At 70.8% G+C, this 22,792-nt stretch carries 19 protein-coding genes; 11 read left to right on the plus strand and 8 right to left on the minus strand.

Annotation, left to right across the window (positions count from 1 at the left end; translation table 11 throughout):
* Nucleotides 1–51 precede the first annotated feature (51 nt).
* Complete coding sequence (locus tag BM287_RS14365) at nucleotides 52–2,232, plus strand: APC family permease (protein WP_090040697.1); 2,181 nt, start codon at nucleotides 52–54, stop codon at nucleotides 2,230–2,232.
* 311 nt (nucleotides 2,233–2,543) lie between these two features.
* Complete coding sequence (locus BM287_RS14370) at nucleotides 2,544–3,305, plus strand: MerR family transcriptional regulator (protein WP_090040695.1); 762 nt, start codon at nucleotides 2,544–2,546, stop codon at nucleotides 3,303–3,305.
* Between the two features lie 132 nt (nucleotides 3,306–3,437).
* Here BM287_RS14370 and BM287_RS14375 read toward each other — a convergent pair whose 3' ends face one another.
* Nucleotides 3,438–4,328, minus strand: coding sequence for a membrane protein YczE (locus BM287_RS14375; protein ID WP_090040693.1), 891 nt, complete (start codon nucleotides 4,326–4,328; stop codon nucleotides 3,438–3,440).
* A 62-nt stretch (nucleotides 4,329–4,390) separates the two neighbouring features.
* Between BM287_RS14375 and BM287_RS14380 the strand changes: the two genes are divergently transcribed.
* Complete coding sequence (locus BM287_RS14380) at nucleotides 4,391–5,869, plus strand: MocR-like transcription factor YczR (protein WP_090040691.1); 1,479 nt, start codon at nucleotides 4,391–4,393, stop codon at nucleotides 5,867–5,869.
* On the opposite strand, the gene BM287_RS17880 is transcribed toward BM287_RS14380, so the two are convergent.
* The gene (locus BM287_RS17880) at nucleotides 5,833–5,988 is read right to left on the minus strand and encodes a hypothetical protein (RefSeq protein WP_170857565.1); all 156 of its coding nucleotides are present in this window, start codon (nucleotides 5,986–5,988) and stop codon (nucleotides 5,833–5,835) included. The genes BM287_RS14380 and BM287_RS17880 overlap by 37 nt on opposite strands.
* 73 nt (nucleotides 5,989–6,061) lie before the next feature.
* Here BM287_RS17880 and BM287_RS14385 point away from each other — a divergent pair, with 73 nt between their 5' ends.
* Both BM287_RS14385 and BM287_RS14390 read left to right on the plus strand, forming a co-directional pair.
* The gene (locus BM287_RS14385) at nucleotides 6,062–9,571 is read left to right on the plus strand and encodes an efflux RND transporter permease subunit (RefSeq protein ID WP_090040689.1); all 3,510 of its coding nucleotides are present in this window, start codon (nucleotides 6,062–6,064) and stop codon (nucleotides 9,569–9,571) included.
* Nucleotides 9,572–9,646: 75 nt separating this feature from the next.
* On the plus strand, nucleotides 9,647–10,543 hold the full coding sequence (locus BM287_RS14390; protein ID WP_090040688.1) for an arginase family protein: 897 nt from the start codon (nucleotides 9,647–9,649) through the stop codon (nucleotides 10,541–10,543).
* A 126-nt stretch (nucleotides 10,544–10,669) separates the two neighbouring features.
* On the opposite strand, the gene hutI is transcribed toward BM287_RS14390, so the two are convergent.
* The 3 genes from hutI to hutH form a co-directional block, all read right to left on the minus strand.
* Nucleotides 10,670–11,833 carry an imidazolonepropionase gene (gene hutI / locus BM287_RS14395; RefSeq protein WP_090040686.1) on the minus strand — a complete coding sequence of 388 codons (1,164 nt, stop codon included), beginning with the start codon at nucleotides 11,831–11,833 and terminating at the stop codon, nucleotides 10,670–10,672.
* Nucleotides 11,830–13,500: a urocanate hydratase gene (gene hutU, locus BM287_RS14400; protein ID WP_090040684.1), complete on the minus strand. Its 1,671-nt coding sequence runs from the start codon at nucleotides 13,498–13,500 to the stop codon at nucleotides 11,830–11,832. Before hutU ends, hutI begins: the two co-directional genes overlap by 4 nt.
* A 98-nt stretch (nucleotides 13,501–13,598) precedes the next feature.
* Nucleotides 13,599–15,131, minus strand: coding sequence for a histidine ammonia-lyase (gene hutH, locus BM287_RS14405; protein ID WP_090040682.1), 1,533 nt, complete (start codon nucleotides 15,129–15,131; stop codon nucleotides 13,599–13,601).
* Between the two features lie 99 nt (nucleotides 15,132–15,230).
* Here hutH and BM287_RS14410 point away from each other — a divergent pair, with 99 nt between their 5' ends.
* Nucleotides 15,231–15,989: an IclR family transcriptional regulator gene (locus BM287_RS14410; RefSeq protein WP_090040680.1), complete on the plus strand. Its 759-nt coding sequence runs from the start codon at nucleotides 15,231–15,233 to the stop codon at nucleotides 15,987–15,989.
* A gap of 22 nt (nucleotides 15,990–16,011) precedes the next feature.
* Here BM287_RS14410 and BM287_RS14415 read toward each other — a convergent pair whose 3' ends face one another.
* Nucleotides 16,012–16,485, minus strand: coding sequence for a GNAT family N-acetyltransferase (locus BM287_RS14415; RefSeq protein ID WP_090040678.1), 474 nt, complete (start codon nucleotides 16,483–16,485; stop codon nucleotides 16,012–16,014).
* 170 nt (nucleotides 16,486–16,655) lie between these two features.
* On the opposite strand from BM287_RS14415, the gene BM287_RS14420 reads away from it, so the two are divergent.
* Nucleotides 16,656–17,087 (plus strand): Hsp20/alpha crystallin family protein, encoded by a 432-nt coding sequence (locus BM287_RS14420; RefSeq protein WP_090040676.1) that lies wholly within the window; start codon nucleotides 16,656–16,658, stop codon nucleotides 17,085–17,087.
* A 34-nt stretch (nucleotides 17,088–17,121) separates the two neighbouring features.
* On the opposite strand, the gene BM287_RS14425 is transcribed toward BM287_RS14420, so the two are convergent.
* Together BM287_RS14425 and BM287_RS14430 are read right to left on the minus strand one after the other, a co-directional pair.
* Complete coding sequence (locus BM287_RS14425) at nucleotides 17,122–17,562, minus strand: SRPBCC family protein (RefSeq protein ID WP_244528324.1); 441 nt, start codon at nucleotides 17,560–17,562, stop codon at nucleotides 17,122–17,124.
* Between the two features lie 2 nt (nucleotides 17,563–17,564).
* Entirely contained in the window at nucleotides 17,565–19,100 is a 1,536-nt protein-coding gene (locus tag BM287_RS14430; RefSeq protein ID WP_090040672.1) for a phytoene desaturase family protein, read from the minus strand.
* 266 nt (nucleotides 19,101–19,366) lie between these two features.
* Between BM287_RS14430 and BM287_RS14435 the strand changes: the two genes are divergently transcribed.
* The 4 genes from BM287_RS14435 to BM287_RS14450 all read left to right on the plus strand — a co-directional run bounded on the left by BM287_RS14435 (nucleotide 19,367) and on the right by BM287_RS14450 (nucleotide 22,767).
* Entirely contained in the window at nucleotides 19,367–21,436 is a 2,070-nt protein-coding gene (locus tag BM287_RS14435) for a DEAD/DEAH box helicase (RefSeq protein ID WP_090107349.1), read from the plus strand.
* 276 nt (nucleotides 21,437–21,712) lie between these two features.
* Nucleotides 21,713–22,003, plus strand: coding sequence for a WXG100 family type VII secretion target (locus BM287_RS14440; protein ID WP_090040783.1), 291 nt, complete (start codon nucleotides 21,713–21,715; stop codon nucleotides 22,001–22,003).
* 31 nt (nucleotides 22,004–22,034) lie between these two features.
* Complete coding sequence (locus tag BM287_RS14445; RefSeq protein WP_090040670.1) at nucleotides 22,035–22,538, plus strand: hypothetical protein; 504 nt, start codon at nucleotides 22,035–22,037, stop codon at nucleotides 22,536–22,538.
* Nucleotides 22,519–22,767 (plus strand): EsaB/YukD family protein, encoded by a 249-nt coding sequence (locus tag BM287_RS14450; RefSeq protein ID WP_090040668.1) that lies wholly within the window; start codon nucleotides 22,519–22,521, stop codon nucleotides 22,765–22,767. The genes BM287_RS14445 and BM287_RS14450 overlap by 20 nt, the downstream gene beginning before the upstream one ends.
* The last annotated feature ends 25 nt before the right edge of the window (nucleotides 22,768–22,792 follow it).

The following is a 22,792-nucleotide window of genomic DNA, read 5'->3' on the forward strand; positions in this document are numbered from 1 at the left end:
CGAGTATGCTCGCACCTCGTGACAACTGAGGGGCGATCCCCGAAGCGCTGGTTGATCGGCGACCCGCTTCCGAGTGAAAAACTCGAAGGGCAGCTGCTTCCGAAGCACCTCGCCCTACCCATTTTCGCGTCGGACGCCCTGTCGAGCGTCGCCTACGCTCCGCAGGAACTCCTGATGATCCTGCTGCTCGGCGGTCTGGCCTTCTTGACCTTCGCTCCGTGGGTTGCAGCCGCGGTCGTCGTGCTCCTCATCACGGTCGTGCTGAGCTACCGGCAACTGGTCAAGGCGTATCCGTCGGGTGGCGGCGACTACGAGGTCGCGCACAAGAACCTGGGTGAGAAGGCCGGGCTCGTCGTCGCCTCGGCCCTGCTCGTGGATTACGTGCTGACCGTCGCGGTCTCGGTCGCGTCCGGCGTGGACAACGTCATCTCGGCGCTGCCGTTCCTCGCGCCCTGGCGCGTCGGCCTCGCCATCGCCTGTGTGATCGTCCTCGCCGGGGTCAACCTGCGGGGCGTGCGCGAGTCGTCCAAAGCCTTCGCCCTCCCGACCTACATCTTCATCGGCAGCATCGCCCTGATGGTCGTGACCGCGCTCGTCCGCACCGTGTTCGGGAGCGCCCCGGTCGCCGAGTCGGCCGGCTATCAGGTCCACGCCACCTCGCTGACACAGGCGGCGGTCGTGCTCCTGCTGCTCCGTGCCTTCTCGAGTGGATGCTCGGCTCTGACGGGTGTGGAGGCTGTTGCCAACGGCGTTCCCGCCTTCCGCACGCCCAAGATCCGCAACGCGCGCGTGACGCTCGGCCTCATGGGAGGCATCGCGATCACCCTCTTCGCGGGCCTCACCGCGACGGCGCTGATCAGCGGGGTGCATTACGCCGAGAACCCGTGCGACCTGCAGGGATGGGCGCAGTGCGCCACCGAGCCTCAGCGCAGCCTGATCGCGCAGATCGCCGCCGCGACCTTCGGCAACAACACGATCTTCTTCTTCCTGGTGCAGGCCGCGACCGCCGTCGTCCTGCTGCTGGCGGCGAACACGGCGTTCAACGGGTTCCCGCTGCTCGGATCGGTGCTCGCCCGCGACTCGTACGCGCCCAAGGCGCTCAACACGCGCGGCGATCGCCTCGTCTACTCGAACGGGATGATCGTGCTGGCGCTGGCCGCCACCGTCCTGCTCGTCGTCTACCAGGCGAACCTGACCCAGCTGATCCAGCTGTACATCATCGGCGTCTTCGTGTCGTTCACGCTCGGGCAGTCGGGCATGGTGCGGCACTGGATCGCGCTGCTGCGCACCGGCGGCCAGACCGGCCGGGAGCGGAGCGCCATCGTCCGCTCGCTCTGCATCAATGCGTTCGGGGCATGCCTCACCGCTGTGGTCCTCATCGTGGTGACGATCACCAAGTTCACGCACGGCGCGTACCTGGTGTTCATCTTCATGCCGATCCTGTGGTTCCTGATGCTCGGGGTGAACCGGTACTACCGGGACGTCGAGAAAGAGGTCGAAGTCGACCCGGTCACCACCTTCGGAAGCGTCGGAGACCACGCGATCGTCCTCATCGGCAAGATGCAGAAGCCCGCGCTGAAGGCGCTCGACTACGCGATCGCCGCGCGCCACGACTCCATCGAGGCGGTCCACGTCTCCATCGACGAGGAGGCGACGCAGAAGCTGCAGCGGCAATGGATCGAGCAGAACATCCACGTGCCCCTCACGATCATCGAGTCGCCCTACCGCGACTTCGGCATCCCGCTGGTCAAATACCTCAAGCACCGGCGCGAGGAGCACGGCTCCGAAGTCGTCACCGTGTACCTGCCGCAGTACATCGTCGGGCACTGGTGGGAGGCGATCCTCCACAACCACCGTGCGCGGCGGATCAGCAGGCAGCTGATGCTGTGCCACGGCGTGACGGTGGCCCTCGTGCCGTGGCTGCTGGACTCGTCGTCCCTGATCTATGGGCGCCGCTCCCGGCCGCTGCCGGGCCAGGACCGTCGCGGCGAGCCCGTGCGTCCCGTCGCACGCCGTCCGCTGGTGCCGGCGTCGCGCGCGCACACGCGCATCCACATCCACGAGGTCCCGCTGAACGGCGGCGCGCCGCAGGAGAGCGTGGAGTCGATCGCGGCGACGATCCCGGAGCCGGTGGAGCAGGGCCCGGCGCAGCCGGCGCCTGGCGCCGCGGCGGCCGCCGCTGGCGCCGCGCCCGCCCCGCAGAAGAAGGTCCCGGCGCGAGCGAAGCGCTGACCTGCCTGCACATTCGTGACGAATGTCGCGTTCTCGGGCCGGGGAGTGCACATTCGTGACGAATGTCGCGTTCTCGCGCCGCGGAGTGCACATTCGTGACGAATGTCGCGTGCAACGCCGCGGAGTGCACATTCGTCACGAATGTTGAGGTGCAACGCCGCAGCCTGCGCATTCGTGACGAATGTCGGGTTCTCGCGCCGCGGAGTGCACATTCGTGACGAATCTCCGACCCGACCCTGCGCGCTGCCGCTTGACCTTGACGTAACGTCAACTCCTAGCGTGGATGATGCACCGCACGGAAGGAGGATGACATGGACTGGTCCATCCAGGACATCGCACGGATCGCCGGTACCACCAGCCGCACGCTGCGCCACTACGACGCGATCGGGCTGCTGAAGCCCAGCCGCGTCGGCGGCAACGGCTACCGGTACTACGACCGCGACTCGCTCGTGCGGCTGCAGCGCATCCTGCTGCTCAGGGAGCTCGGTCTCGGCCTCGATGCCGTCGGCCGCGTGCTCGACGACCGGATGGATGCGGTGCCCGCCCTGCGCGACCACCTCGAGTGGCTCCGCGCGGAGCGGAAACGGCTGGCGCGGCAGATCGCGTCGGTCGAGTCGACGATCCACGCGGTGGAGGAAGGAGAAGAGATCGTGGCCGAGCAGATGTTCGACGGATTCGATCACACGCAGTACAAGGACGAGGTCGAGGAGCGCTGGGGGAAGGAGGCCTACGCGGCCTCCGATCGCTGGTGGCGCAGCAAGAGCCCGGAGGAGCGTGCCGAGTGGCAGTCCCGCCAGGAGCGGCTGGCCGCCGACTGGCAGGCCGCCGCGGCGAGCGGCGTCTCACCCGACTCGGAGGAGGCCCAGGAGCTGGCGGGCCGTCACGCCGAGTGGCTGGCGGGCATCCCGGGGACCCCGGGCTACGGCACCGGCGCTCCCGCTGCCGCGTACCTCACGGGACTCGGCGACATGTACGTCGCCGACGACCGCTTCGCGGCCAACTACGGCGGAACCACCGGGGCCACCTTCGTCCGGGACGCCCTCCGCCACTACGCCGCGACGCACCTCGCCTAACCCGCCCCGCCCAGCCCCACCATCGAGTACGCAGAGACTTGCGCTTTTGGTCGCCAAAACGTGCAGTCTCTGCGTACTCGATGGTGGGGCGCGAGAGGCGCGAGGCGGGGGGCGCGGGGGGCGGGGCGCGGGTTAGGGGTGACGCGGGCGGCGCGCGAGGCGGTCGTCCAGCCAGTGGGCGGCCACGAGGCGGGACGGACGGGCCGGCGCGGCAGGGTTCGGAGCGGGAGCGGCGCGGTCGGGCTGCGGGGCGCGGACGAAGGGGGAGTCGGCGCGGGCGTCGCGAGCCCGGGCGGCCCGGTCGGACTCGAGCAGGATGCCGTCGCGCACGTCGAAACGGACGGCATCCCGCTCGTCCTCGAGGCCGGCCGACTGCTCGGCCGTTCCCTCGAGCTCGCGCTCCAGCGCCGCCGCAGGCGTGGCAGCGTCCTGCGGCAGGCGGATCGCGAAGAACGGGAGGGTGATGCTGCACAGCGGCCCGACCAGCAGCGCGAACGCGAGCGTCCCGACGCCGACGTTCCCGCCCAGGACCCACCCGATGATCAGGGCGGTCACCTCGATGGCGGTTCGCACCATCCAGATCGGCCGGCCGGTGCGGGCGTGCAGACCCGTCATCAGGCCGTCGCGCGGCCCCGGCCCCATCCGCGGACCGATGTAGAGGCCGGTCGCGACGGCGAGCAGGGCGAGCCCGCCCGCGAAGAACAGCACCTGCGCCCACAGCTCGGTCTGCTGCGGCAGCAGGTCGAGACCCAGCTGTGCGCTGGGGCCGATCAGCAGCACGTTCAGGATGGTGCCGAGCCCGGGCCGCTGACGCAGCGGGATCCAGAACGCGAGCACCACGAGCCCGACGAGGTTGGTGACCCATCCGAACGCGATGCCGGTCTTGAACGACAGACCCTGGGACAGCACGTCCCACGGTGACAGCCCGATGCCGGCTCGCACCATCAGCGCGATGGCGATCCCGTAGAGGAACAGGCCGATGAGCAGCTGGATGAGGCGGCGGGTGAGGAGGCGGGCGGTCATGGACATATCCAATCGCTGGATTGGACTGGCGGCAAGAAGCCAATTCGCCTAAAGTGGCCTGCATGACGGATGCGCAACTCACCGCCCGCTCCCTGGAGCTGCTCCTCGGCACCTGGCGGACCGGTGGTGCGGGCTACCAGGCGCTCGCCGACCGCATCCGGCTGCTCGTGCTCGACGGCCGCATCCCGATCGGCACACGCCTCCCGGCGGAGCGGGACCTGGCCGGCCGCCTGGAGCTCAGCAGGACGACGGTCGCCTCCGCCTACCGTCAGCTGCGCGAGGGCGGGTTCATCGACAGCGTCCGCGGCTCCGGCAGCATCGCGCGACTTCCCGGAAAGGCCCTCACCCTCCCGACGGCCGGGGGAGAGGGGATGCTCGACTTCACCAAGGCGTCCCTCCCGGCAGCGTCCCCCCTCGCGGCGGCGGCCCGAGCGGCGGCCGACGAGCTTCCGCGCTTCCTCTCCAAGCCCGGTTACGACCCCGTCGGGCTGCCGCACCTGCGGGAGGCGATCGCCGCGCGCTACACGCTCCGCGGCCTGCCGACCACGCCCGACCAGATCCTCGTCACGGTCGGCGCGCAGCAGGCGATCGCCCTGATCGCGCGCACGTTCCTCAGCCGGGGCGACCGCGTCGCGATCGAGGTGCCGACGTATGTGCACGCCATCGAGGCGATCCGTCTCGCGGGCGCACGGCTCGTGCCCCTCACGGTAACGGTGCCCGAAGAGGGTCCGCACCGGATCGGCGACGAGCCGGACGGATGGGATGCCGAGGCCATCGAGCAGACGTTCCGCCGCGCCAATCCGGCGCTCGCGTACCTCATCCCGGACTTCCACAATCCGACGGGCGCCTCGATGTCGCCGCAGACGCGCGAGCGCGTGCTCGCGGCTGCCGCCGCCCACGGTGCCATCGTCGTCGCGGACGAGACCACCGCGGAGCTCGACATCGACCGGCCGGGCGAGTACCTGCCGATGCCGCGCTACGCCGATGCGGCGTCGGCAGGGGCTCCCGTCATCCTGATCGGCTCGGCGAGCAAGCTGCTCTGGGGTGGGCTGAGGATCGGATGGATCCGCGCCGCGCGCTCGCACATCCAGCGCCTCATCGCCGCCAAACCCGCCACCGATCTGGGCACCCCTGTGCTCGAGCAGCTCGTCGTCGCGCAGCTGGTGCCGCAGCTCGACGCGATCAAGGAGGAACGGCGCGAGCAGTTGCGACAGGGCCGCGAGTCCGTCCACCGGCTCGTGGGCGAGTGGTTCCCGGAGTGGTCCGTGCCGGTCGCGCACGGCGGTCTCACCGCGTGGGTGGGCCTCGGCGCGCCGGTCAGCTCCGCCCTGGCCCTCGCCGCTCGCAGCCACGGACTGCTGATCGCTGCCGGACCCCGGTTCGGGATCGACGGCGCCTTCGAGCGGTTCGTGCGCATCCCGATCACGTATTCGGCCGAGGAGTACGAGCGCGCCTTCACCGCTCTCTCGGGTGCCTGGGCGGTCGCCGCGAGCGAGCCGGCGCCCTACTTCGATGCGGGGTCGCTGCCGAGCGTCGTCTGAGTGGATGCGGTGCGCGCCTCATCCGGCAGCCCATCCGGCGGCTCGGCCGGCGGCTCGGCCTGCGGCGCGGCCGGCGGCTCGGCCGCGATGTCGTACCCCGGCATGAAGCCAGCGCTCATCGTCGGCTGGCATACTTCCGTTGCGCCACCGTCGAAGTGGCGCCCTGAATCCTGAGTTCCTGGGGGAACACCCGTGCATCTCCTCGCCGTCCTGAGCATGAAGAACCGCGCGCTGATCGCGCTCATCACGATCGTCGCCGCCGTCTTCGGCGGCCTCGCGCTGAGCAACCTCAAGCAGGAGCTCATCCCGTCGATCTCCTTCCCCCAGCTCGTGGTGCTCACCAGCTATCCCGGCGCGTCGCCGGAGGTCGTCAACCACGATGTCAGCACCCCCGTGGAGGCGGCGATCCAGGGCGTCCCGGACCTCGACAGCACCAGCGCCGTCAGCAGTACCAACCAGTCGATCATCACCGCGAAGTTCACCTACGGGACCGACCTGGCCACGGCCGAGCAGAAGATCGATCAGGCGATCAATCGGATCTCCTCCACCCTGCCGGCCGGCGTGCAGCCGCAGGTGCTCTCGGGCAGCATCGACGACCTCCCGGTCATCCAGCTCGCGGTCACCGGCGGCGGCGATCAGCGAGCGCTCGGGAATGACATCACGAAACTCGTCCTTCCCGACATCAAGGACCTCAACGGTGTCAACGACGCCAAGCTGATCGGTGAGGTCGGTCGTCGCATCACGATCACGCCGGACCCCGCGAAGCTCGCCGCGGCCGGGATGTCGTCCTCGGCCATCAAGGACGCCCTCCAGCAGAACGGCGTGCTCATCCCGGGCGGCGACATCACCGAGAGCGGCAGCACCCTGTCCATCCAGTCGGGGACTCAGCTGTCGTCGGTGGGGGACATCGCCGCGCTTCCGCTCATCCGCTCGGCGGGCGCCGGTGCGGGTGAGGGTGCGGGTGCGGGTGCGGGCGCGGACGCGGGTGCGGGTGCGGGCGCGGGTGGCAGCGCCGCGAACGGTGGCGCTGCCGGCCGCGGTCAGACTGCGGCTGCGCCCGCCGCCACCCCTCCCACTCCCCGCACCATCGGCGACGTGGCCACCGTCGCCGAGACGGACGACCCGATCACCTCCCTCTCCCGGGTCGACGGCAAGCCCGCCCTCACGATCGCGGTCACCAAACTCCCCTCTGCGAACACGGTCGAGGTCTCGCACGCCGTCAACGCCCTCATCCCGGATCTGGAGAAGAAGCTCGGCGGCGACGCGACGGTCACCGTGGTCTTCGATCAGGCGCCGTTCATCTCGCAGTCGATCGACTCGCTCACCGAAGAGGGCATGCTCGGTCTCGCGATGGCGGTCGTCGTCATCCTGGTCTTCCTGCTGTCGATCCGCTCCACGATCGTGACGGCCATCTCCATCCCGACCAGCGTCCTCATCACCTTCGTGGTGATGTGGGGGACCGGGTACACGCTCAACATCATCACGCTGGGTGCGCTCACGATCGCCATCGGTCGCGTGGTGGACGACTCCATCGTGGTGATCGAGAACATCAAACGGCAGCTCGTTCCCGGGGCCGACCGCGGCGTGACCATCGTGCGTGCCGTGCGGGAGGTCGCCGGCGCGATCACCGCATCCACCATCACCACCGTCGCCGTCTTCCTGCCGCTCGCGTTCGTGGGGGATACGACGGGCGAGCTGTTCCGCCCGTTCGCGCTGACCGTGACCATCGCGCTGCTGTCGTCGCTGCTCGTCGCCCTGACGATCGTGCCCGTTCTGGCCTACTGGTTCCTGCGTGCGCCGAAGCCGCGCACGAACGAGAACGAGGGCGTGGAGGCTGCGCACCTCTCCATCGAGGAGGCCACCGCCTCCGGCGTGGACGAGCTCGAGCATCCCTCGCGCCTTCAGGCGGGCTACCTGCCGATCATCCGGTGGACCGTGAAGCACTCGTGGGTGACCATCATCGCTGCGGTGATCGTGCTCGGTCTCACCTTCGCGGTCTCCCCGGCGGTGAAGACCAACTTCCTCGGATCGAGCGGTCAGAACTCGCTCACCGTCACCCAGACGCTCGCTCCCGGCGCGAGCCTGCAGGCCAAGGACGACGCGGCGCGGGTCGTGGAGCAGAAAGTGCGCGACACGAAGGGCGTCAAGACGGTCCAGGTCTCGATCGGCTCCAGCGGCTCCTCCCTGCGGGATGCGTTCACGGGCGGAAGCGGCGGGACCACCTTCTCGATCACGACGGACCCGGACGCCGACCAGGCGAAGCTGCAGAGCACCATCCAGGACGAGCTCGCGGCGATCACGGGACAGGGCACGATCACCCTGTCCGCCTCCAGTGGGTTCGGCCCCTCCAGCAACATCCAGGTCGACATCACGGCGAGCAACGACGCGGACCTGCAGAAGGCCACGGATGCCGTGGTCGGGCAGCTGAAGGACAAGGCGTCCCTCACGCAGGTCGCCGACAACTTGAGCGCCTCCCTCCCGTACGTCGCCGTCAGTGTCGACCGCGCGAAGGCGGCGGCGGCCGGACTCAGCGAGGTGGCCGTGGGCAGCATCGTGTCGCAGGCGATGCAGCCGACGCAGGAGGGCACCGTCGCGATCGACAACACGACGCTGAAGATCTACCTGCAGACGGCGAACCCGCCGACGACCGTAGCGGGCCTGGCACAGCTGCCGATCCCGACCGCTGCGGGCGTCGTCCCGCTCGACACGCTGGCGAGCGTGGAGCAGGTCGACGGGCCGTCGTCCGTCACGACGCAGCGGGGCGTGCGCACCGCGAGTGTGACCGCGACGCCGGCGACCGACAACCTGAGCACGGCGAACGCGGACGTGTCCGCCGGGCTGAAGGCGGCGAAGCTCCCCGTCGGTGCGAGCGCGAAGATCGGCGGGGTCTCCTCCAGCCAGTCGGACGCGTTCAGCCAGCTCGGCCTCGCGCTGCTGGCGGCCATCCTCATCGTGTACATCGTCATGGTGGCGACGTTCCGGTCGCTCCGCCAGCCGCTGCTGCTGCTGGTCTCGGTGCCGTTCGCGGCGACCGGGGCGATCCTGCTGCAGCTCGCATCCGGCATCCCGCTCGGAGTGGCCTCCCTCATCGGACTGCTGATGCTCGTCGGCATCGTCGTGACCAACGCGATCGTGCTCATCGACCTCGTGAACCAGTACCGCAGGCGCGGGCTCAGCGTCGCGGATGCGGTGGCGCACGGCGCCTCCCGGCGTGTGCGTCCCATCCTGATGACGGCGCTGGCCACCATCGCGGCGCTGACGCCCATGGCGATCGGTGTGACCGGTCATGGTGGTTTCATCTCCCAGCCCCTCGCCATCGTCGTGATCGGCGGACTCATCTCCTCGACCGTGCTGACGCTCATCGTGCTGCCGACGCTGTACAACCTCGTGGAGGGGCGGCGCGAGCGCCGCGCAGCACGCAAGGCGGCGAAGGCCGCTTCCCGTGCCGGGCGGGCGGCGGACGGGGGTGCCGGGCCTTCCGGCGGCGGCCCGCGTGGCGGAGGTGGGGGCCCGGAGCGGCCGTCCGGCGGGGCCGGCGGGGCCGGGCGGGCCGGCGGGGCCGGCGAGGCCGAGGGCTCCGGCGGGGCCGGCGGGGCCGGCGGGGCAGGGGACTCCGGCGGCTCCGGAAACGGGACGCGCCGCTCGCCGGACGCCCCGGAGCCGCCCGTGTTCACGCAGCCGGTCGGTGGCACGCAGATCTGAGCCGGTCCGGGATCCCAGACGGCTCGTCGTGTGGCCGAGCCCGCGCGGCCTCCGCGGCTCGCTAGGGTCGCGGGTATGAGCGCACAGGTCCTCTCCGCCGATCCGCTGTGGCCCCGGGCAGGAGGCTGGCCCGCGCTGGGCCGGGACGGCGCCGATCTGACGTTGATCGGCATCCCGACGCATGAGACATCGCTGTCGCCGACGGGCGCCCGCGCCACCCCGGCTGCGGTCCGGGATGCGCTGCGGCGGTACTCGACGCACGCCGCGGGACTCGACGTGGAGGGCCTGCGCTTCGCGGACGCGGGCGACGTCGCATCGCCCGACGGACCGGAAGGCCGCGAACGGGCGCGTGCGGCGATGGCCGCCGCGGTCTCCGCATCCCGGCTGACCGTGGCCGTCGGCGGCGATAACTCGCTGACCGTGCCGGCGGCGCTCGGCGCAGCAGGGGATGCGTTGCGGACGGCCGGGCTGATCACCCTCGACGCGCATCACGACCTGAGGGACGGAACGTCGAACGGATCGCCCGTCCGTGAACTGCTGGAGGCGGGGCTCGACGGGAGACGGATCGTCCAGATCGGGATCGCCGACTTCGCGAACTCGGCCGCCTACAGCCGCCGAGCGGCCGAGCGCGGCATCACCGTCATCCCGCGCGACGCACTGCACGTCCGGCCGCTGGACGACGTGATGGCGGAGGCCCTGGAGATCGCGGGCGCGGCGGGCGGTCCCATCCATGTCGACCTGGACGTCGACGTGTGCGACCGATCGGTCGCGCCCGGCTGCCCGGCCTCCGTTCCCGGCGGCCTCGCCGCGTGGGAACTACGCCGACTGGCCCGCCTGGCCGCCGCATCCCCGCGCGTGCGCTCCGTCGACATCGCCGAGGTCGACGCGACCGCCGACACCCCCGATCAGCGTACGGTCCGCCTCGCCGCCCTCCTCGTCCTCGAGTCCGCCGCGGGCCTCGCCTCCCGCTGACCCCGCCCCGCCCCCGCGCCCCACCCCCCACCATCGAGTACACGAAGACTGCACGCAAAACGCGGTTTAGCCGTGCAATCTTTGCGGACTCGATGGTGGGGCGCGGGGCGGGGGCGGGGTGCGGCGTCAGGCGGAGGCGCGGAGGGTGCGCGCGACGAGGGGGACGCCGGGGCGGTACGCGAGGTGGATGTGGCTGGGCGCGGCGAGCACGGCGAGGTCGGCCCGTGCGCCGGGCCGGAGGTGCCCGACGTCGTCGCGGCGCAGGGCGGCCGCTCCGCCGAGGGTCGCGGCTCGCAGCGCCTCGCCCGGCGTCAGTCCCATGTCCCGCACCGCCAGCGCGATGCAGAACGGCATCGACGAGGTGAACGACGACCCGGGGTTGCAGTCGCTCGCCAGCGCGATCGCGGCCCCCGCATCCAGCAGTCGCCGGCCGGAGGGGTAGGGATGCCGCGTCGAGAACTCCACGCCGGGCAGCAACGTCGCAACGGTCCGGGATGCCGCCAAGAGCTCCACGTCGTCGTCGCTCAGGTAGGTGCAATGGTCGACGCTCGCAGCATCCAGTTCCACGGCGAGGGCCACGCCGTCCCCGGGACCGAGCTGTGCAGCATGCAGCCGCACACCCAAACCCCGGGCAGCGCCAGCGGCGAGGATGCGCCGCGACTGCTCCACGGTGAAAGCGCCGCTCTCGCAGAACGCGTCGATCCACCGGGCGTGCGGCGCGCACGCCTCGAGCATCGGGCCCATGACCAGCTCGACGTACGCCTCCGGATCCTCCACGTACTCCGCGGGGACCACATGCGCGCCGAGGAATGTGGTCTCGCCGGTCACCTCGCGAGCGAGGCGGAGCAGCCGCTCCTCGTCGGCGATGCTCAGGCCGTAGCCGCTCTTGACCTCGAACGTCGTCGTGCCCTGGGCGTGGAGTTCGGCGACCAGGCGAGCCAGCCGACGCCGCAGTTCCTGGTCCGTGGCGGTCCGCGTCGCTGCGACCGTCGACCGTATGCCGCCTGCCGCATACGGCCGTCCGGCCATCCGCGCCTCGAACTCGCCGGCCCGGTCGCCACCGAACACGAGGTGGGTGTGCGAGTCGACGAATCCGGGGATGACGGCGGCGCCGGCCACCTCGATGACCTCGTCCGCGTCGGAGAGCGGGGCGGCGGATGCGGACCCCGTCCAGACGACCCGTCCCTCCACCGAGAGCACTGCGGCGTCGTGCACGATGCCGAGCGGCCCGGGATGAGCGGGATCGAAAGTGACGAGCTCGCCGATCCCGGTGACCAGCGTCGCGGTCATCGGCGTGCGGCTGCCTGCTCGCGCATCGGGATGCGCAACCCGCGCTCCTGCGCGACCTCGGCCGCCCGCTCGTAGCCGGCATCCACGTGGCGCATCACGCCCGTCCCCGGGTCGTTGACCAGAACGCGCTCGATCTTCTCGGCGGCCAGGGCCGTTCCGTCCGCGACGACGACCTGACCCGCGTGGATGCTGCGCCCGATCCCGACGCCGCCGCCATGGTGAAGCGACACCCAGGTCGCGCCGGATGCGGTGTTCAGGAGCGCGTTGAGCAGCGGCCAGTCCGCGATCGCATCCGAGCCGTCGGCCATCGACTCCGTCTCGCGGTAGGGCGAGGCGACCGATCCCGAGTCGAGGTGATCGCGGCCGATCACGATGGGCGCGGAGAGCTCGCCCGAGGCGACCATCTCGTTGAAGCGCACGCCCGCGAGGTGCCGCTCCTTGTATCCCAGCCAGCAGATCCGCGCGGGAAGCCCCTCGAAGTGCACCTTCTCGCCGGCCTGCGTGATCCACCGGCGCAGGTGCTCGTCCTCGGGGAAGAGCTCGAGCACCGCACGGTCGGTCGCTGCGATGTCGGCGGGATCACCGGACAGTGCGACCCAGCGGAAGGGCCCCTTGCCTTCCGCGAAGAGCGGGCGGATGTAGGCGGGGACGAATCCGGGGAAGTCGAAGGCGCGGTCGTAGCCGCCGAGCTGCGCCTCCGTGCGGATGGAGTTGCCGTAGTCGAACACCTCGGCCCCCGCGTCCTGGAAGCCGACCATGGCCTCCACCTGCGCGGCCATGGAGCGGCGGGCGTCGTCGGTGAAGCGCTCCGGGTCGGCGGCGGCGCGCTCGCGCCACTCGGCGACCGCGTAACCCACCGGGAGGTAGCTGAGCGGGTCGTGGGCGCTGGTCTGGTCGGTCACGATGTCGATCGGGACGCCGCGGCGCAGGAGCTCGGGAAAGACCTCCGCCGCGTTGCCGACCACGCCGACGGAGAGCGCGCGGCGCTGTTCCTTCGCGGCCAGCGCCCGGTCGACGGCGTCATCGAGGTCGTGCGCGAGGACGTCGAGGTAGCCGTGGTCGAGCCGGCGCTGCAGCCGGCCGGCGTCCACATCCACGATGAGGACCGCGCCGCCGTTGAGGGTGACGGCGAGCGGCTGCGCTCCGCCCATCCCGCCGCAGCCTCCGGTGAGGGTCAGGGTGCCGGCGAGCGAGCCGCCGAACCGTTTGCGGGCGACAGCGCCGAACGTCTCGTACGTCCCCTGCAGGATGCCCTGCGAGCCGATGTAGATCCAGGAGCCGGCGGTCATCTGGCCGTACATCGTGAGGCCCAGGGCCTCCAGCCGCCGGAACTCGGGCCACGTCGCCCAGTCGCCGACGAGGTTGGAGTTGGCGATGAGCACCCGGGGCGCCCACTCGTGCGTGCGGAACACGCCGACGGGCTTGCCGGACTGCACCAGCAGCGTCTCGTCCGCCTCCAAATCGCGGAGCGTCGCCACGATCGCGTCGTAGGCCTCCCAGCTGCGGGCCGCGCGTCCCGTCCCTCCGTAGACGACGAGGTCGTCGGGCCGCTCGGCGACCTCGGGGTCGAGGTTGTTCATGAGCATCCGCAGCGGCGCCTCGGTCTGCCAGCTCTTCGCGCTGAGTTCCGTGCCGCGTGCCGCGCGAACGGGTCGTGCTCCGTCCATGGTTCTCGTTCCTTTCGTACCCCCGTCGAGTACACGAAGACTTGCGTTTTTCGGGGGCTTTTCGTGCAGTCTTTGCGGACTCGATGGTGGGGGCAGGGTCAGGGGAGGTTCGCGGCGGCGCGGAGGGCGCCGGAGCGGACGAGGGCGTAGGTCGCCTCGATCTCGGGGGAGAGGTGGCGGTCGGGTCCGGGACCCGGGACGGAGGCGCGCAGGGCCGCGATGACGGCGCCTGTCGCGGGGCCGGGCTGCAGCGGTGCGCGGAGGTCGGCGCCGCGTGCGGCGGTCATCACCTCGATCGCGATCACGCGGGCCAGCCCGTCGATCGCGCGACGGAGCTTGCGGGCGGCCGCCCATCCCATCGACACGTGGTCCTCCTGCATGGCCGACGAGGGGATGCTGTCCACCGACGCCGGCACCGCGAGCCGCTTGAGCTCGGACACGATTCCGGCGGCGGTGTACTGGGCGATCATCAGCCCGGAGTCCACGCCGACCTCCTGCGCGAGGAACGGCGGGAGGCCCTGGTTGCGTGCCGGGTCGAGGAAGCGGTCGGTTCGCCGCTCGGACATGCTGGCCACATCGGCGACAGCGATGGCGAGGAAGTCGAGCACGTACGCGACCGGGGCTCCGTGGAAGTTGCCGTTCGACTCCACGCGCCCATCCAGGGTGAGCACCGGATTGTCGACGGCGGACGCCAGCTCGCGCGATGCCACCAGCTCCGCGTGCGCGAGCGTGTCCCGGGCGGCGCCGTGCACCTGCGGGGAGCAGCGCAGCGAGTACGCGTCCTGCACCCGCGTGCACTCCGGTCCCTTGTGACTGGCCACGAGCGGCGAGCCGGCGAGCAGCGCACGCAGGTTCGCGGCCGAGATCGCCTGTCCCGCCTGCGGGCGCAGCCGCTGCAGGTCGTCCGCGAACACCGCGTCGGTCCCGAGCAGCGCCTCCACACTCATCGCCGCCGCGATGTCGGCATCGGTCAGCAGCCCGTGGAGGTCGTGGATGGCGAGAGCCAGCATCCCGAGCATCCCGTCGGTGCCGTTGATGAGGGCGAGCCCCTCCTTCTCGGCGAGGACGACCGGCCAGATGCCCGCGGCGGCCAGGGCGTCGCCCGCGTCGCGCAGCTCGCCGTCGACGCGCACCTGTCCCTCCCCCATGGCGGCCAGGGCGCAGTGCGCGAGCGGCGCGAGGTCTCCGGAGCAGCCGAGCGAGCCGTACTCGTGCACGACCGGGGTGATGCCGGCATTGAGCAGCGCGGCGTAGGTCTCGACCGTCTCCGGGCGCGCTCCTGTGCGTCCCGTCATGAGAGTGGAGAGGCGCAGCAGCATGAGCGCCCGGACGACCTCGCGCTCGACCTCCGGCCCCGACCCTGCGGCGTGGGAGCGGACGAGGCTGGCCTGCAACTGGGCGCGTCGATCGGCGGGGATGAACGTGGTGGCCAGGGCGCCGAAGCCGGTCGAGATGCCGTAGTGCGGTTCGGTGTCGTCGGCCAGCGCCTCGACGATGGCGCGGGAGGCGGCGACCTGGTCGAGGGAGTCCGGATCGAGTTCGATGCGGGCGTCGTGGCGGGCGACGGCGACGACGTCCTCGACGCGGAGAGGCCCGGCGCCGACGGTGACGGTGGTCTGTGTCTGGAGCATGGTCCGATCCTCGTCGGGCGCCTGCCCGGGCGCTGCACGCGTAGGCTCAGACGTGTCCGGGATCCCAGACGGACACCCACGGCAGCCGGGAGGTGAGGGATGAGCAAGGTGCCCGCCGCGGAGAACACCCTCCGCATCCTCGGCTACCTCGGCGCCCAGCGCGGACCGGCGCCCGCGGCCGCGATCGCCGCAGCGCTCGGACTCCCGCGCTCGACCGTGTACCACCTGCTCACCGTCCTCACCGAACACGGCTTCGTCCTGCACTTCCCCGAGGCCCGGCGGTACGGCCTGGGCGTCGCGGCCTACGAGCTGTCGAGCGCGTTCTCACGGCAGCAGCCGCTCAGCCGGCTCGGGCGGCCCATCGTGGCGGCGCTCGTCGACGCGATCGGCGAGTCCGGCCATGTCGCGGTGCTGCACGGCCGCGACGTGGTCTACATCGTGGAGGAGCGGGCGCCGCGACGTCCGCGACTGGTGACGGATGTCGGGGTGCGGCTCCCGGCGCACCTCACCGCGAGCGGGCGGGCGCTGCTCGCGACGCTGCCCCGGGAGCAGCTGCGCGCGCTCTACCCGGACTCCGATGCCTTCGAGGACCGCACCGGCTCCGGTCCGCACTCGTACGCCGAGCTGCGCCGGGTCGTCACCGAGGCGCGTGAGCGCGGCTACGCGACCGAGGACGGGGACGTGACGCCCGGCTTCGCGTCCGTCGCGGTGTCCGTCCGCGATCACGCCGGCTGGCCGGCCGCCGGAATCGCGGTGACCTTCCCGCGCGACAGCATCCCGCCGGAGCGATGGGATGCGCTGGCAGCGCATGTGCGGGATGCGGCCGCCGAGTTGTCCCGCCGCATCCGCGGCAGCTGACGCCACGGCGGGGGAGAACCCGCTACCGGGCGGGCACGCCCAGCGGCTTGGCGTAGCAGAGGGAGTCCGGGCCGTCGACGTACTGACCGAAGTTCGGGATGCGCTGGTAGCCCGCGCTTTCGTACAGCGCCATCGCGGCATCGTGCAGGGTCCCCGTCTCCAGACGGAGCTCGGGGATGCCGGCCTCCCGGGCGGCCCCCTCGACGGCGGCCAGCAGGGAACGCGCGACGCCCTGACCGCGCGCATCCTCGTGCACGAACATCCGCTTCAGTTCCGCCCAGTCCGGGGTCGTACCGACGACCAGCGCCGCGATCCCGAGAGCACGGCCGTCGACCCGGGCGACGAACAGTGTGACGCCGGGCTGCTCGAGCTCGGAGACATCGAGCAGGAAACAGTTCTCCGGCGGGTACAGAGACAGCGCGAAGGCGTCGCTGAGCCGCAGCAACTCCACGATGTCCGGCTGACGGGGAGGCTCGGGTCGGATCTCGGTCGGCATTCCTCGATGCTAGCCGGGTCGGTCGTCCCGCCGCACACGCGGCGAGTCACGCGTACTCGGTGCTCGCACAGCGTTGGCACTCTCCGCCGAGAGTGCTAAAATCTTTGCCCGAGAGAGAGGCGCAAAGGGCCTCTCACCAGGCTGATTTCGACAAGAGAGGGGTACATCCAATGGCCATGTCGTTCGATCCTTTCTCCCAGTTGGACCGGATCGCACAGAGCGTCTTCGACACGAGCCGCCAGCCGCGCGTGATGCCCGTGGACCTGTTCCGCGAGGGCGACCGCTACATCCTGAACGCCGACCTCCCCGGCGCCGACCCGGCCTCGGTGGATGTGGATGTGGACGGCCACCTGCTCACCATCCGCGCGGTGCGCAGCGGCGCCGAGCGCGAGGGAGCCCGGTGGCTTGCGCAGGAGCGGCCCTCCGGTGCGTACATGCGCCAGTTCACGATCGGCGACGACGTCGACCCGGACGGCATCACCGCGACCTACGACAACGGCGTGCTGAGCGTCATCATCCCGGTCGCCGAACGCGCGAAGCCGCGGAAGATCTCGGTGGAGTCCTCCGGCGAGCACCATGCGAAGGCGGTCTCCGCCGGGTAGGGGTCAGAACCGCGAACCCGGCGAGGGCGCGTCGTCAGGCGGCGGCGCGCCCTCGCGCCACCCACTCCAGGCGGCGCAGAGCCTCCGCGTTCCTCACATGCAGGAGGGAGTCGGCGAGCAGCCCAGGGAGGCGCGTGACCGCTCCCGAGTACGGGTACTCCTCCATCCGCACGATGCAGCCTCCCCTCCTCGGCTTGACGTCGATGATGACCCGCTCGGTGCCGAACGGCCGCGTCTTCGCCTCGAGCACCACCCGCCGCGGTGGATCCCACACCTCGACCCGGGTCTCGTCGTTCAACACGAGCGGCCATACGCCGACGGAGTGATGCAGGCGGGAGCCCTCGGCGGGATAGCGGCGATCGGCGGCCCGCAGGCGCGAGGCTCCGACGACCCACGTCGGGTAGACCCACGGGTCGGCGAGGACGGCGAACACCTGCTCCGGTGTGCAGGTCATCAGGCGGACGTTGACGGACATGGTCACTGCTCCGGGAACTCGGGGGGATAGAGGGGATCGGCGGCCGTCGACGGCGGGGCGAAGAGCTGGTCGGCCGCAGGCGCGAGGTCCGGCATCCGAGTGAAGCCGAACTCGTGGCGGAGGGCGGCGCGGGCAGCGTAGTAGCCGCTGAGCCCGTGCACGCCCGGCCCCGGCGCGGCGGAGGAGGACGCGAGGTACAGCCCCCGGCCGGGCATGCGCCACGGCTCGCTCGAGAAGACGGGCCGCGCGACGAGCTGGATGAGGTCGGGCGCACCGGCGGAGATGTCGCCTCCGCGGTAGTTCGGGTCCTGCTGCTCCATCTGGACGGCGTTCTTGGTGGCCGTCCCGATGATCAGGTCGCGGAACCCCGGCGCGAACTGCTCGATGCGACGGATGATCGCCTCCGTGCGGTCCTCGGTCGAGCCGCGCGGTACGTGGGTGTAGGTCCAGAGGACATGCTTGCCGGCGGGAGCGCGGGACGGATCGAACAGGCTCGGCTGCGAGAGCAGGACGTAGGGTGGATCGGACTGCCGGCCGGCGGCCACCGCCTGTTCCGCACGCGCGACTTCCTGGCGCGAACCCCCGAGGTGGACCGTGGCCGTCTCGTACAGTTCGGGATCGGTCCACGGCACCGGGCCGGAGAGGGCGAAATCCGCCTTGAACACGCCGTTGCCGTCGCGGAAGCCCGAGATCCGGCGCAGGTAGCCCGGGGACAGGCGGTCCTCGCCGAGGCGGGCGGCATCCTTCACGTGCGTGTCGAAGAGGACGACCCGCGAGTCCGGGAGCTCGGCGAGCGACTCGACCGGCACATCCGCCACGATCTCCCCGCCGTGCGCCCGCAGGTCGTCGATCATCGCCTGCGCGATCGAGCGGCTGCCGCCGACCGGGATCGGCCAGCCGCGCGCGTGGGCGTAGGTGGCCAGCGTGAGCCCGGCCGCCGCGCCCGCGAGGCTGGGCAGCGGGACCGTCGTGTGGGCGAAGGTCCCGGCGAGCAGCGCGCCCGGCGCTTCGGTCCGGAAGGGCAGGTCCCACCACGGCCCGCCCTGGGCGAGCGCCGAGAGCGCGAAGCGGGCAGCGACCAGTGGATGCCGCGGTACCTGAAGCAGCTGCGAACCGGTGAACTGGGCCACGGCATCCACCTCGCGGACCAACGGCCCGAAGAGCGCACGCCACGCCGGCCCGTCGACGCCGAGGCCGTCGGCCGTCCGTTCGAGGTCGCGGTACGCCATCGCGACGTGCCCGCCCTCGAGAGGGTTGCCGTAGGAGGCCGTCGGAACGATGAACGGCACCCGCCGCTCCAGCCCGAACCGCCGGAAGAACCCGGACGCGAGGGCGAGAGGATGCACCGCCGAGCACACATCGTGCAGGAACCCGGGGAGGGTCAGCTCCTCGGTTCGCAGGCCGCCGCCGACCGTCGCGCTGCGCTCGTAGACGCGGACGGAGAGCCCGGCTCGCGCCAGGGTGACAGCGGCGGACAGCCCGTTCGGGCCCGATCCGATGACGACGGCATCGAGCCGGTTGGTGGCGGAGGCGCTCATACCTCCCTGTATACCCCGCCCCTCCCCACGTTCCGATGCCGATCAGCAGCCCGTTCTCAGCGTCCGTGCACTAGTGTTGGCAGGTCGGCTCTTGACACTGCGCGTTCTGCGCGGATGGGTTTGTCAGTCAAGCGGGCCGGTTCCCTACCCGATCAGCGGTATGGATCACACAATCGTGAACGGCCCCGGACACAGATCGCCCGGGAATCATACGGTGCGCTGCGGCGTGCCGCCGCGCACTCGACATGAACCCAGGAAGAACATCCATGCCCGGTTACAACAAGGACCGACGATCGCAGCCCTCCGGTGCTGCACCCAAGAGCGGCAGCAGGAGCCCCAGCCACCGCGGCTACCGCGCCGAGGAGCCGGCGGCCGCCGGCAAGAAGGCCCGCTGGAGCACCGAGGACCGCGCCGCGCGCGGTCGTGCCGTCTACGGCACCCGCGACGACAACGCCGGCCGCGGCCGTGGCGAGCGCCCCAACTGGGAGCCCCGCGGAAAGGATGCGCGCCGCACCGAGCGCGTGTGGGAGGAGCGCGCTCCGCGCGACGACCGTCCCCGTCGCGACAGCGACGACCGTCCGCGCCGGTCGTACGACGACCGTGCCGACCGTCCGCGCCGTTCGTTCGACGATCGGGCCGAGCGTCCGCGCCGTGATGACGACCGTCCGCGCCGTTCGTTCGACGATCGCGCAGAGCGTCCGCGCCGGGATGACGACCGTCCGCGCCGTTCGTTCGACGATCGCGCTGAGCGTCCCCGCCGTGATGACGACCGTCCGCGCCGTTCGTTCGACGACCGCGCCGAGCGTCCCCGCCGCGATGCTGCCGACCGTCCCCGTCGTGACTTCGGCGACCGGGCCGAGCGTCCTCGCCGTGACGCCGACGAGCGTCCCCGCCGTTCCTTCGACGATCGCGCTGAGCGTCCGCGTCGCGATTTCGCCGACCGCGCCGAGCGTCCGCGTCGCGATTTCGCCGACCGCGCCGAGCGTCCCCGCCGCGAGTACGACGACCGGCCGCGCCGCTCCTTCGACGACCGCGCAGAGCGTCCCCGTCGTGACTCCTCCTTCTACCCGTCGCGCGACGACAAGCCGGCCTTCGCCGCCGGTGAGGACGTCGTGCTCGAGCGCCTGGAGGCGGACGCCATCCAGGCCGATGACGTGGTGGGCGTGACCTTCGCGGACCTCGGCTTCGGCGGCAACGTCGTCCGTGCCCTCGCCGAGCTCGGCGCCGACAAGCCGTTCCCGATCCAGGCCGCCACAGCCCCCGACGTGCTCGCGGGCAAGGATGTGCTCGGCCGCGGCCGCACCGGCTCCGGCAAGACGATCGCCTTCGGCGCGCCGCTCGTCGAGCGCCTCATGCAGCTCTGGGCCGACCAGGGCAAATCGGGCGGCAAGCGCCAGCTCGGCCGCGCACCGCGTGCGCTCATCCTGGCCCCGACGCGTGAGCTCGCCCTGCAGATCGACCGCACCGTGCAGCCGATCGCGCGCAGCGTCGGCCTCTTCACCACGCAGATCTACGGCGGAGTGCCCCAGGCCCGCCAGGTCGGTGCGCTGCAGCGCGGCGTCGACATCATCATCGGCACGCCCGGACGCATCGAAGACCTCGTGGAGCAGGGTCGCCTCGACCTGAGCGAGGTCGCGGTCACCGTCCTCGACGAGGCCGACCACATGTGCGACCTCGGCTTCCTCGAGCCCGTGCAGCGCATCCTGCGCCTCACCTCTGCGGGCGGCCAGAAGCTCCTCTTCTCGGCGACCCTCGACTCGGGTGTGGCACAGCTGGTCAACGAGTTCCTCGTCGAGCCCGCCGTGCACGAGGTGGCGGGCGAGGACCAGGCGTCCTCGACCATCGACCACCGTGTCCTCGTGATCGAACACCGCGACAAGGGCGCGATCATCGAGCAGCTCGCGGACCGCGACGGCAAGACCCTGGTCTTCACCCGTACGCGCGCCTTCGCCGAGATGCTCGCCGACCAACTGGACGACGCCGGCATCCCGGCCGTCAGCCTCCACGGAGACCTGAACCAGTCGCGCCGCACGCGCAACCTGGCCCAGCTCACGAGCGGCCGTGTGAATGTCCTGGTGGCGACGGATGTCGCCGCGCGCGGCATCCACGTCGACGACATCGACCTGGTGATCCAGGCGGATGCTCCGGATGAGTACAAGACTTACCTGCACCGCTCCGGCCGCACCGGCCGCGCCGGCAAGCAGGGGACCGTCGTGACCCTCATCCCGAAGCAGCGTCAGCGCCGCATGAACGAGCTCCTCGACCGCGCAGAGATCGAGGCGGACTTCGTCCCCACCGCCCCCGGTGACGACCTGCTCCTCACCCTCGTGCCGTAACACCGCTCAGCTTCTGAGCACAGAAGGACCGTCCTCGACTCCACGTCGGGTGGCGGTCCTTCTGCGTTTCCGCCGGGGCGTATCGAAGGAGATCGGGGGTCGAACCTCCTTCGAATGGCAGTAGTGAGGGAGATTCGAACGATGTTCGTTCGAATCTCCCTCGCCTGCTGGAGAGATGGCATTTCCGGACATTGAGGACATCGCGAACGAAGGTCGAACTGCCGTGCGTGATATGTTCCCGTGGAACGCATAGTTCTTTACGAAAGGTGGTTTTACATGGCGGTTATCAGTGTCACTCCGGAGGAGCTGAAGAGCCAGGCGCAGGTGTATATCACTGCGAAGGACGAGATCGAGTCCGCGGTTCAGAGGGTCAACACCATGAACGGCACCATCCAGCAGGAGTGGAAGGGTGCGGCATTCGAGGCCTACCTGGAGCAGTACCAGCAGTTGTACACGAACGTCCAGCAGTTCGAGCAGCTTCTGGAGAGCATCAACCAGCAGCTGGTCTCGTACGCCGAGACGGTGCAAGAGCGTGATGCTCAGGACGCGCACTCCTTCGGCTTCTGATCCGGTCACCACGTCGTGGCGGATGCGGGCGATGCTCGCGGCTCTCATAACGGCCGCGGGCATTGCTCTGCTCCCCGGCGCGGTCGCCCGAGCCGATGCCGGCAGCGGCAACGGCTCGGGCGATGACGGAAGCCTTCACCTCATTCCGGAGATCATCACGAACGCGGGGGTCAGTGCTGGCGGTTCGAGCGACTTCCCGGTGAAGGCGCAGCTCTTCCTGCCGGCAGTCGCCCAGCACGCCCGGGATCGTGAGAAGTCTCAGGAGGCCATCACCGGCGCCGTCGGCAGGATGAGCTTCAGCCCGCAGTCGAACCCGTTGTTCACCCGGGCATACACGGACCTCCGAGAGGGGTTGTTCGTCGACTACACCCCTCAGGCCGTCCCCTCCGACAAGGCGCGGACCGACGCTCAGAGCAACGACATCTGGATCCTGCTGACGGTAGTGGCCGCTATCCCGCTGACCCTCCTCGCGGTGTACCTGGGGCGGAAGAACGCCTCGAGACGAATGAACAGGCATGGCAGAGCGACACCTTAACCTCAGCATCGAATTCAACGGGCAGCAGCTGGACCTCCGGGTCCCTGCCGCCGTGACCCTCGGGCGCCTGACAGAACTGATCGGGCAGGTGCTCTACGAGCACAACATCGTCATGCCCCCGCACTGGCGCCTGCGAGTGAAGGACAAGCCGATCGCCCTGGGCGACTACGACATCGTGGGCGACTTCCCCATCGGAGACGGCGACGTACTAGCCGTCGTCACATCCTGACCCCGCGGTGCCGAACGCCAACCTG

It is taken from the genome of Leifsonia sp. CL147 (assembly GCF_900114565.1).
GTDB lineage: Bacteria > Actinomycetota > Actinomycetes > Actinomycetales > Microbacteriaceae > Leifsonia.